The sequence below is a fragment of the Lacinutrix sp. genome (assembly GCF_023299985.1).
Lineage (GTDB): Bacteria > Bacteroidota > Bacteroidia > Flavobacteriales > Flavobacteriaceae > Lacinutrix.
Genome location: NZ_JALZVX010000010.1, coordinates 1 through 10,300, shown reverse-complemented (window position 1 = coordinate 10,300; position 10,300 = coordinate 1). Strand labels below are relative to the sequence as shown.

Below are 10,300 nucleotides of genomic sequence, written 5' to 3'. Positions count from 1 at the left end.
GTTCTTGGTTCTAAAATTATTAAATCAATATTAAACGTCTTACAAACTAAATCTATTGTACTAACAAGTTTACCTTTAAACGTTTTAATAACGACTTCTACTCCTTTGTGTTCAATTTGCGATACATGATGCTCTAAAAAAGCTTTACTCTCACGTTCAATAATATGATCTATTTTAATCATTGTACCTGCTTTTGTATACACATTATATACTTGAACAACATAAAGCTTAGCTCCTGTAGCTTTTGCAAAATCTACAGCATATTGTAAATGGCTTTTAGCATTTTCAGATGAGCCTACTGGAACTAAAATATTTTTCATATTATATTGATTAATCGTATTTAGATTACAAAAATACAGTTTTTATACTAAATCTTCCGACCTTCGCCTAGACCAAAACCTAAACTAATTTTGAGTACAAATATTAGCTTAAAACACATAAATAAATTAGCTATTCCTGCACTTATTGCTGGTGTGTCTGAACCTATATTATCTCTAACAGATGCTGCTATAGTTGGTAATGTAGATTTAAATGCTACAGAATCTCTTGCTGCTGTTGGTATTGTTTCTACCTTTTTATCAATGCTAATTTGGGTGTTTGGTCAAACTAGAAGCGCTATTTCGTCTATTGTCTCACAATATTTAGGAGCTAACAAATTAGACGAAGTAAAAAACCTACCAGCTCAAGCTATTTTTATTGTTACTGCTTTGAGTGTGTTAATTATTATTGGCACGTATCCTTTTGCTAAAAGTATTTTTAAACTTTATAATGCGCAAAATCTAATTCTAGAATATGCTGTAAACTATTATAATATTCGTGTTTTTGGTTTTCCGTTTACGCTGTTTACTATAGCTGTTTTTGGTGTGTTTAGAGGTTTGCAAAACACCTATTACCCAATGATTATAGCAATAATTGGTGCATGTGCTAACATTATTTTAGACTATACACTGGTTTATGGTATTGCAGATTTAGTTCCTGCTATGCATATTCAAGGCGCTGCTTATGCAAGTGTAATTGCACAATTATTAATGGCTGTACTTTCTGGATATTACCTTATTAAAAAAACAGATATTCCTTTAGTTTTTAGCTTTCCTTTTAATAAAGAAATTAATCGCTTTTTATTAATGATTGGTAACTTAATTATTAGAACAATAGCCTTAAATGTAACACTATATTTTGCCACACGTTTTGCTACAGGTTATGGTAACGAATACATTGCAGCATACACTATTGCTATAAATTTATGGTTTTTAGGAGCCTTTTTAATAGATGGTTATGCAAGTGCTGGTAATATTTTATCTGGAAAATTATTGGGCGGAAAGGAATATAATAAACTGATAACTTTAAGTAATAGTTTAATTAAGTATGGTATTGCAATTGGCTTATTAATTGGTCTTTTAGGCGCAATATTTTACTATCCAATAGGAAAAATATTTATTAAAGAACCAGACGTTTTAAAACAGTTTTATAAAGTGTTTTGGATTGTTTTAGCCATGCAACCTTTGTGTGCTTTGGCTTTTATATTCGATGGCATGTTTAAAGGACTTGGTAAAATGGCAGATTTAAGAAATCTATTATTGATATCTACATTTGCTGTATTCTTACCTATACTTTATGTTTTAGACCAATACAATTTAAAATTAATAGGGATTTTTATAGCTCTAACACTATGGATTGTTGTTCGTGGTTTACCATTAATAATAAAATTTAGAAAAGAATTTTTCCCACTATCACAAAAGAATTAACTTTGATACTTAAAGCATATTAAATTTATGGAAATATTAAACTTTTTAGGAGGTAGTGGGTTTTTTGCTATTCTAGCCTTTGTAATCATTATAATCTACATTTATAATAGATACAAAAACCGCAGATAATGGGAAATATTCGTATTACTAAACTTTTTTCTTTTGAGACTGGTCATGCTCTTTATGGCTACGACGGAAAGTGCAAAAATGTACATGGACACAGTTATAAACTCTCTGTTACGGTATTTGGTCAGCCAATTTCGGATAACACCAATGTGAAATTTGGAATGGTTATAGATTTTACCGATTTAAAAAAGATTGTAAAAGAAGAAATTGTTAACGTGTTTGATCATGCAACCGTGTTTAATAAAAACACACCACATGTTGAGTTAGCAAAAGAGCTAAAAGACAGAGGTCACAATGTTTTGTTAGTAGATTACCAGCCAACAAGTGAAATGATGGTGATTGATTTTGCCGAAAAAATTAAAAAACGTTTACCAGAAAACATAGCGTTACATTCCTTAAAGCTTCAGGAAACTGATAGTTCGTATGCAGAGTGGTATGCGAGTGAAAACTAACCCAATTCCTGCACAGGCAGTAATCTTGAAGTTAATATAGAAAGGTTTTGGTAATTGTAAAGAACTTAGTAAATAGATGCGTTAGGGATTGAGCAATTGTTGAAGCTCCTCGCAGAGAGCGACTTGCGAAAGCCCGACCTTTAGGTAACGCCCAAATAATTATAAATTTCTGTAATTTTAAGAATTAGTTATATTTACACTATGCAAATTCCAAAAGGAAAGAAAATATATTTCTCTTCAGATAATCATCTAGGTGCTCCAACGAAAGCCCAGTCATTTCCACGTGAGCAAAAATTTGTCGCTTGGTTAGATGAGGTTAAACAAGATGCTGCTGCAATATTTCTTTTAGGTGATTTGTTTGACATGTGGATGGAATATAAAACTGTTATTCCAAAAGGTTTTACTAGAACACTTGGTAAATTAGCAGAAATTAGCGACTCTGGAATCCCAATTTATTACTTTGTAGGTAATCACGATTTATGGATGAATGGATATTTTGAAGAAGAACTAAATATCCCAGTTTTTCATAAACCTCAAGAATATACTTTTAACAAGACAACTTTTTTTATTGGTCATGGCGATGGTTTAGGACCTGGTGATAAAGGTTATAAACGCATGAAAAAGGTGTTTACTAATCCGCTTTCTAAATGGCTTTACAGATGGTTACATCCAGATATTGGTATGCGTTTAGCGCAACACTTGTCTGTAAAAAATAAAATGATTTCTGGTGATGATGATGCTAAGTTTTTAGGTGAAGACAACGAGTGGTTAGCTCAATATTGTAAACGAAAACTAGAAACTAAACATCGTGATTTTTTTGTATTTGGACACAGACATTTACCTCTAGATATTAAGTTAAATGGTACTTCAAGGTATATAAATCTTGGCGATTGGGTAAGTTATTATACTTATGGTGTTTTTGATGGTGAAACGATGGAATTAAAGGAATACTAATTTATTTACGCTTCTAAAACCTCACAATAATTATAAATTTTGTCTTGATTATGAAAAAATTAATCTTAATACTTATAATACAAAGTGTTTTATTTTCTTGCAAACCCTTTCAATCGAAGGCACTTATAGAGAACCAGATAACTTATTCCGCATATCGTGAACAACAAAAGTCTTTCGATTCTAAAGATGGTGCTATTAAATATATAGATAAAGGCTCGGGAGATGTTATTGTTTTGTTACATGGTATTCCTACTTCGGGCTGGTTGTACCGAAAAATGATAGATGAACTCTCTAAAACACATCGTGTTATTGTTCCAGATATGTTAGGTTTTGGTAGTAGCGATTCTCCTAAAGGTTACGCTATTTATTCTGAAGACAAACATGCAGAGCGTTTGCTCGCTTTAATGGATTATTTAAGTATTACAACCTGGACACACGTTATGCATGATGCTGGTGGTTTATGGACTTGGGAACTGTTTAAAAAAGAGCCCAATCGTATTAATAAACTTATTATTTTAAATACTATTATTTATGAAGATGGTTTTAAACCTCCTATACGTTTTAAACCTGGGTTTGTGGCTAAAACAGCTATGTGGAGTTACAGAAATGGTATAACAACAAATCTAATGCTCAACAAATTATTTAAAGAAGGATTAACAAAAAACACATTAAATAAAATTGACGTTGAAGGTTATAAAAAACCACTTAAAGAAGGTAAAACAAGAGGTATGTATTATTTTTTCTCTAAAACCTGCAATGACTTAACTAATTACAACGCTATTGTTTCTAAAATAAAAATACCTATCGCAGTTATTTGGGGAGAAAACGATTCATTCTTAAGCTGGAGTGCTCAAAGCAAAACAGTTTCTAAAGATTTAAATATTTCTATGGAAAATATTCACATTTTAGATGCAAAACATTTTATACAAGAAGAACAACCTAATATTATTACTAAAATCATTTTAGATTTTTAATCAGAAAAAAATTGATTAAAAACAAATTAAATTTTTACTCTTTAAAATCATCACACATGTGTTTATAGATTGTTTCTTGTAGTTTATTAAAAATAATTGGCTTTGTTATAAAATCATGCATTCCGCTTGCAAGTGATTTTGCTCGATCTTCTGGAAATGCACTTGCTGTTACAGCTATTATAGGTCTAAAAAATTTGTTAATCTCATTCTACGATAGATTTGGTTAATCTGTGATTTTGTCAAAAAATATTAACATTACTTTCACAATTTCTAAAATATCACCCAATTACCTTATAAGCACAACTAACTACATTATTAAAAATGCGCTTGTTAAGCACATTATAATAACAGGGATTAGATTTAATCTTTTTCGTGTGCTTCAATATCTTTTGTTAAATCGAGATCACGTAGTGGTTTGTTTTTAACACCTATTATACCAACAATAATAAGCGTTACTGTGCCTCCAAGTACAACGGCTAAAGGCGCACCAAAAATTCGTGCAGCTAAACCACTTTCAAGAGCGCCAAGCTCGTTAGAAGACCCAACAAACATAGAGTTTACAGCGCCTACACGCCCTCGCATATTGTCTGGTGTTTTAAGTTGAAGGATTGTTTGGCGAACTACCATTGAAATACCATCAAAAACACCTGAAAAGAATAATGCAAAAATACTAAGCCATAACAATTTCGAAGCGCCAAAGAGTATCATAAAAACACCAAATCCAAAAATTGAAATAAGCAATTTCTTTCCTGTGTTTTTTGTAATTGGTATGTATGTTGTTGCTAACATGGTTAATATACTTCCAGAAGAAAGTGCTGCATTTAATATACCAAATCCTTTTGGTCCTGCATCCAGAACATCTGTAGCAAATACAGCAAAAATGGCAACTGCTCCTCCAAACAAAACAGCAATCATATCTAAGGTTAATGCACCTAAAATAACTTTGTCGTTAAAAACAAAGTTAAGTCCAGCTTTAAGACTTTCTTTAACAGATTCGTTATTCCCTATATTTAAAATTGGTTTTTTTTCTATTTTAAATACTAACACTAATGATAACATTACTAGTAAAAATATAATGCCAAGTGTATAATTTACACCTATTCCAGCAATTAAAAAGCCACCACATAAGGCGCCAAAAACACTAGCGCCTTTCCAGGTGCTACTACTCCATGTTGCAGCATTAGCGTATAATTTTTTAGGAACAAGAAGTCCAATAAGCGAAAAAATAGTTGGTCCAAAAAAAGCTCTTAAAACACCACCAAAAAATACTAATCCATAAATTCCGTATAAAATAGTATTGGTTTCCCATGAAGATGCTATGGTTTCTGTCGTTAGCCAAAATAAACCAAAACTTATTAAAGAAAACAAAGCGATACAACGTATAAAGAGATTACGTTTTTCTTTTTTATCTACAATATGTCCAGCAAAAGGTGCTAGAAAAAAAGCTGGTAAAAATTCACAAAGACCAATAATACCTAATGACAATGGATTATTAGTCAACGCGTACACTTGCCACTCGATAACAATAAACTGCATAGACCAACCAAAAATCAATGCAAAACGCACCAATAAAAAAATATTAAATTCTTTAATTCTAAGTGCTGCGTATGGGTCTTTTTTGGTCATTAAACGTTTGGCTATTATAAAATTTAGCACAAAAGTATAATAAGGATAGCTCTTATTTTACTTTTTATCAATTAGTTTAAATTCCACGCGTCTATTTTTAGCTCTATTTTTTTCAGTGTTATTAGATTTCACAGGTTTAGAGCTACCAAAACCAAACCAGTTAATTCGTTCTTTTTTTAAGCTTTTTAAAATTAAATAGTTTGAAACAGATTGTGCACGTTGTAAAGACAATTCTTGGTTTCTTTTGGTTAATCCAACATTATCTGTGTGTCCATAAATTTCGATATTAAGGTTTTTATTTTCTTTTAAATGAATACTTAATTTATCTAATTCTTCAATAGAAGTGTTTAATAATTGGGCTTTATTAAACTCGAATAATACGTTTTTAAAGGTGTAAGTTATTTCTGGTTTTAGAGTAATTTCTTCATTTGCGGTTTTTTCTTCAATTTTTGGTTCAATCTCTTCTTTTATTAAATGACTTGGTATCAGGCTAACATCATCAATATAATAATAAGCAAATTGTCTTTCGGCTGAATTCCAAACTTCTTTTGTCTTAATTTTTCTATTAGTATCGAAATTACCAATGGTCATAAATTTTTCAAAACCGTCTGCTTTATATTCTAAAGTAACTTTAGTCCATTCTTGAGTATTATAATAAAAATTATTATCCGTAATAATTGAATATTTGTATTTAATAGCATCACGCTCTAGATACTTTAAATGAATAAAATCTTTGCTTTTATTGTCTAATTTTACTGAAGTAAAAAGTACTCCAAAATTATTATTACTATGCGATGAACAGTCTGATAGACTAATATAAAATGTAATTAAATACTTTATTCCTTTTGTTAATTTTAAAGATAAATCTGATTGAATATACTCTCTATAGCTGCCTGGTGCAAAAGTGTAAATACCAGCATAACCTTTTCCTGTTCTTGGAGTTTGGTAGCCTACGTAATTTAAGTAGCTTAATTCGTTATTACAATCGTTAAAATAATCTGTAGAACCATAATTTGAACATGACCAATTAGTAACATTCTCATGAAAATCTCCTTTAAATTTTGGACAGTCATTATAGTCTTCAAAACTTGGGTTTAATACCAAATTTTGAGCAGTAATACTTAAGAAGAGAAAAAGACAAATTAGCGTAATCTTTAGTTTCATATTTAATTAAACGAAAACTATGTAAAGTTATTTTTTAAACCTGTCAGGTTTTAAAAATCTTAAAGTACTACTTCACCAATTTATTCATTTAAATCTCTTAACTTCAATTGCAATGACACATTACCTTTCCATTCATTTTCATCTATAGAATAAGCCGCTTTAAATGTCTTTTTATCTTTAACTAGGTTTAACTTATCTCCTAACCCAAAACCTATACACACTATTTTATCGCTATTAGGTTGTTTTACAGTAATCCTTAAATGCTTATCGTCTTCTCCTACACATTTACCATAACCAGTGTCTTGAAGATTATTGCTCATAAAAACTGGCGACATATTTCCTGGTCCAAAAGGCGCAAACTGGCGAATAATTCGCATTAACTTATCATCGATTTGGTTTAATTCTAAAGCACCATCAATACTAATTTCTGGAGTTAATAATCGTTTATCAATTGTGTTTTCTACTACTTGTTCAAACTTTTGTTTAAAGGCTTCGTAGTTTTCTTCTTTTAACGTTAAACCTGCAGCGTATTTGTGACCTCCAAATTGCTCTATAAATTCAGAGCAAGCTTCTAGTGCATTATAAACATCGAAACCCTTTACAGAACGTGCAGAAGCTGCCAATTTATCGCCACTTTTTGTAAATACTAACGTTGGTCTGTAGTAGGTTTCTATTAATCTACTAGCAACAATACCAATAACACCTTTATGCCAGTCTTGGCTATAAACAACAGTAGTAAACCTTTTCTGTTCTTTTTGTTTTTTGATATGCTCGAGAGCTTCAATTGTAATTTGTTTATCTGTTTCACGTCTGTCTGTATTAAAATCTTCTATTTCTTTAGCGTAAACTTCGGCAGTTTCAACATTGGTTTCACACAATAAATCTACGGCATATTGTCCATGCTTCATTCTTCCAGCAGCATTTATTCTAGGCGCAATATTAAACACAACATCTGTAATGGTGAGTGTGTCTTTTTTCATTTGGTTTATTATGGCCTTAAATCCTGCTCTTGGTTTTTGGTTTATAACCTGCAAACCAAAATAAGCTAGAGTTCTATTTTCTCCAGTAATAGGAACAATATCTGCACCAATTGCTGTGGCAACCAAATCAAGATATTCTACTAAATCTTCAATGGTTTTTCCTTTTTTTGAAGCTAATGCTTGAATAAGTTTAAAACCAACACCACATCCACATAACTCGTTAAAAGGGTAATTACAATCGTCTTGTTTTGGATCTAAAACAGCAACTGCATTTGGTATGTTTTCTCCTGGTCTATGGTGATCGCAAATTATAAAATCGATATTTTTTTCTTCCGCGTAAGCGATTTTATCTATCGCTTTTATACCACAATCGAGTGCAATTATTAGGCTAAAGTTATTGTCTTCAGCAAAATCAATACCTTTAAGAGAAATTCCGTATCCTTCTCCATAACGATCTGGAATGTAAGTGGCAACATTTGGGTATTCGCTTTTTAAATACGAAGACATTAGTGAAACCGCTGTTGTTCCATCTACATCGTAATCTCCATAAACCAATATGTTTTCGTTGTTTTCTATTGCTTTTTCAATGCGCTCCACTGCTTTTTGCATATCCTTCATTAAAAAAGGATCGTGCAAATCGCTTAGACTTGGTCTAAAAAAATCTTTGGCTTCCTCATAAGTTTCTATACCTCTTTGTACCAAAAGTGATGCAATAGATTCTTCAACCTTTAATGCCTGTTGCAAAAACTGTACAGTTTCAAGATTTGGTTTTGGTTTTAAAGTCCAGCGCATGGTTTAGTGAAAAATGAATAGTTAAAAGTGAATAGTTTGCTTACCCAAACTCTAAGCGTGATGAAAATGAATTTGTGTTTTCACCTTAGAAAACTGACGAAACATTTCCATAACTCCACAATACTTTTCAACTGAAAGATCTACAACTTTCTTTATCTTTTTTTCGTCTAAAGCACTACCATAAAAATAATAATCTACAAGTACTGTATGGTATGTTCTTGGGTGCTCATCTGTAAGTTCTGCTTCTACTTCTATTTTAAAATCTGTAAATTCTGTTTTCATTTTCTCTGCAATAGAAACTACATCTAAACCAGAGCAAGCTGCTAAAGAGGATAACATAGTAGCTTTTGGCCCTAAAGGTTTGTAAGGGTCGTTACTATTTTCCGATTTGCCTAAATTAAACTGATAACCATTTGGATTATCACTTTCGAAAATCATTTTTTCTTTCCAAACTGTTGTGACTTTATGTGACATAATTGAATAATTTTTCGTTAATTTTGATACATTCAAAAATACTACTAAAAAATATATTTATGCCATTAGTTACACCATTAGATCCAGAACACGATTTAGAAACAAAAAAACTAGCAGAATTTTTTAATGAAACTTTAGGTTTTTGCCCTAATTCTGTATTAACCATGCAACGTAGACCAGCTATTTCTAAAGCTTTTATAAACCTAAATAAAGCCGTAATGGCTAACGAAGGCAAAGTAACTTCTGCTTTAAAACGTATGATTGCATGGGTTTCTAGTAATGCAACAGGTTGCAGATATTGCCAAGCACATGCTATTAGAGCCGCAGAGCGTTATGGTGCAGAACAAGAACAGTTAGATAATATTTGGGAATATAGAACGCATGCAGCTTTTAACGACGCTGAACGTGCTGCTTTAGACTTTTCGTTGGCTGCTTCTCAAGTGCCGAATGCAGTTGATGGTGATATTAAAAAACGTTTGCACGACCATTGGACCGAAGGTGAAATTGTAGAAATGCTAGGTGTTATTTCTTTATTTGGTTACTTAAATAGATGGAACGACTCTATGGGAACAACGCTTGAAGGTGATGCTATTGATAGCGGAAACCAATACTTAGGCAAACATGGTTTTGAAGTTGGGAAGCATGTTTAAATAAGTTTGCAGTAAAAACAGTTGCAGTAGGCAGTATCTTACTGTTGAAAATATAGATAAAACCTTGCTAGAGATAGTGAGGTTTTTAAACGTACTATTTGGGCAAATTTTTGCAAAAAAAGCAAAAAACAGGCTATCACTACTCAATCTTTTTTTGCAAAAAAGGATTTCAAACAAACCGTTCTATCCTTTTCGCGAGCACCTAATTACAATTTATAAGCCACTTTAAACATGATTATTCTTGGTAAAATAAAAGTTTGACTATCGCTTATTAAAAAGTCGCTAAAACTATTGTCTTGTTTAAATTTGGTATCAAAAATATTGGTTGCATTAATCTCGAATCCCCAAGGACTATCTTCTTTT

The 10,300-nt window shown here is 31.5% G+C and carries 10 protein-coding genes; 5 read left to right on the top strand and 5 right to left on the bottom strand.

The window, feature by feature from the left end; translation table 11 throughout:
- The coding region (locus tag Q0C58_RS00805) for a universal stress protein (protein ID WP_290696401.1) at positions 1–320 on the bottom strand (320 nt) is incomplete at its 3' end.
- Positions 321–410: 90 nt separating this feature from the next.
- Here Q0C58_RS00805 and Q0C58_RS00800 point away from each other — a divergent pair.
- The 4 genes from Q0C58_RS00800 to Q0C58_RS00785 all read left to right on the top strand — a co-directional run bounded on the left by Q0C58_RS00800 (position 411) and on the right by Q0C58_RS00785 (position 4,251).
- On the top strand, positions 411–1,745 hold the full coding sequence (locus tag Q0C58_RS00800) for an MATE family efflux transporter (protein ID WP_290696399.1): 1,335 nt from the start codon (positions 411–413) through the stop codon (positions 1,743–1,745).
- A 128-nt stretch (positions 1,746–1,873) separates the two neighbouring features.
- Entirely contained in the window at positions 1,874–2,323 is a 450-nt protein-coding gene (locus Q0C58_RS00795; protein ID WP_290696397.1) for a 6-carboxytetrahydropterin synthase, read from the top strand.
- A 201-nt stretch (positions 2,324–2,524) separates the two neighbouring features.
- Complete coding sequence (locus tag Q0C58_RS00790; RefSeq protein ID WP_290696395.1) at positions 2,525–3,277, top strand: UDP-2,3-diacylglucosamine diphosphatase; 753 nt, start codon at positions 2,525–2,527, stop codon at positions 3,275–3,277.
- A gap of 50 nt (positions 3,278–3,327) precedes the next feature.
- A complete protein-coding gene (locus Q0C58_RS00785) occupies positions 3,328–4,251 on the top strand; it encodes an alpha/beta hydrolase (protein WP_290696393.1) in 924 nt (307 codons plus the stop codon).
- Between the two features lie 360 nt (positions 4,252–4,611).
- Here the strand turns inward: Q0C58_RS00785 and Q0C58_RS00780 are convergent, their stop codons facing one another.
- The 4 genes from Q0C58_RS00780 to Q0C58_RS00765 all read right to left on the bottom strand — a co-directional run bounded on the left by Q0C58_RS00780 (position 4,612) and on the right by Q0C58_RS00765 (position 9,287).
- Positions 4,612–5,877, bottom strand: coding sequence for an MFS transporter (locus tag Q0C58_RS00780; protein WP_290696391.1), 1,266 nt, complete (start codon positions 5,875–5,877; stop codon positions 4,612–4,614).
- A gap of 57 nt (positions 5,878–5,934) precedes the next feature.
- Positions 5,935–7,041, bottom strand: coding sequence for an OmpA family protein (locus Q0C58_RS00775; RefSeq protein WP_290696389.1), 1,107 nt, complete (start codon positions 7,039–7,041; stop codon positions 5,935–5,937).
- An 80-nt stretch (positions 7,042–7,121) separates the two neighbouring features.
- Positions 7,122–8,813, bottom strand: coding sequence for a single-stranded-DNA-specific exonuclease RecJ (gene recJ / locus Q0C58_RS00770; RefSeq protein WP_290696388.1), 1,692 nt, complete (start codon positions 8,811–8,813; stop codon positions 7,122–7,124).
- Positions 8,814–8,864: 51 nt separating this feature from the next.
- Complete coding sequence (locus Q0C58_RS00765) at positions 8,865–9,287, bottom strand: OsmC family protein (protein ID WP_290696386.1); 423 nt, start codon at positions 9,285–9,287, stop codon at positions 8,865–8,867.
- 59 nt (positions 9,288–9,346) lie between these two features.
- Between Q0C58_RS00765 and Q0C58_RS00760 the strand changes: the two genes are divergently transcribed.
- Positions 9,347–9,937 (top strand): carboxymuconolactone decarboxylase family protein, encoded by a 591-nt coding sequence (locus tag Q0C58_RS00760; RefSeq protein ID WP_290696384.1) that lies wholly within the window; start codon positions 9,347–9,349, stop codon positions 9,935–9,937.
- Positions 9,938–10,300 lie beyond the last annotated feature (363 nt).

What these genes read in the sequence shown, in the direction of transcription:
- Q0C58_RS00795 (WP_290696397.1), top strand. Translation starts at nt 1,874, where the DNA reads ATGGGAAATATTCGTATTACTAAACTTTTTTCTTTTGAGACTGGTCAT.
- Q0C58_RS00790 (WP_290696395.1), top strand. Translation starts at nt 2,525, where the DNA reads ATGCAAATTCCAAAAGGAAAGAAAATATATTTCTCTTCAGATAATCAT.
- Q0C58_RS00785 (WP_290696393.1), top strand. Translation starts at nt 3,328, where the DNA reads ATGAAAAAATTAATCTTAATACTTATAATACAAAGTGTTTTATTTTCT.
- Q0C58_RS00780 (WP_290696391.1), bottom strand. Translation starts at nt 5,877, where the DNA reads ATGACCAAAAAAGACCCATACGCAGCACTTAGAATTAAAGAATTTAAT.
- Q0C58_RS00775 (WP_290696389.1), bottom strand. Translation starts at nt 7,041, where the DNA reads ATGAAACTAAAGATTACGCTAATTTGTCTTTTTCTCTTCTTAAGTATT.
- recJ (WP_290696388.1), bottom strand. Translation starts at nt 8,813, where the DNA reads ATGCGCTGGACTTTAAAACCAAAACCAAATCTTGAAACTGTACAGTTT.
- Q0C58_RS00765 (WP_290696386.1), bottom strand. Translation starts at nt 9,287, where the DNA reads ATGTCACATAAAGTCACAACAGTTTGGAAAGAAAAAATGATTTTCGAA.
- Q0C58_RS00760 (WP_290696384.1), top strand. Translation starts at nt 9,347, where the DNA reads ATGCCATTAGTTACACCATTAGATCCAGAACACGATTTAGAAACAAAA.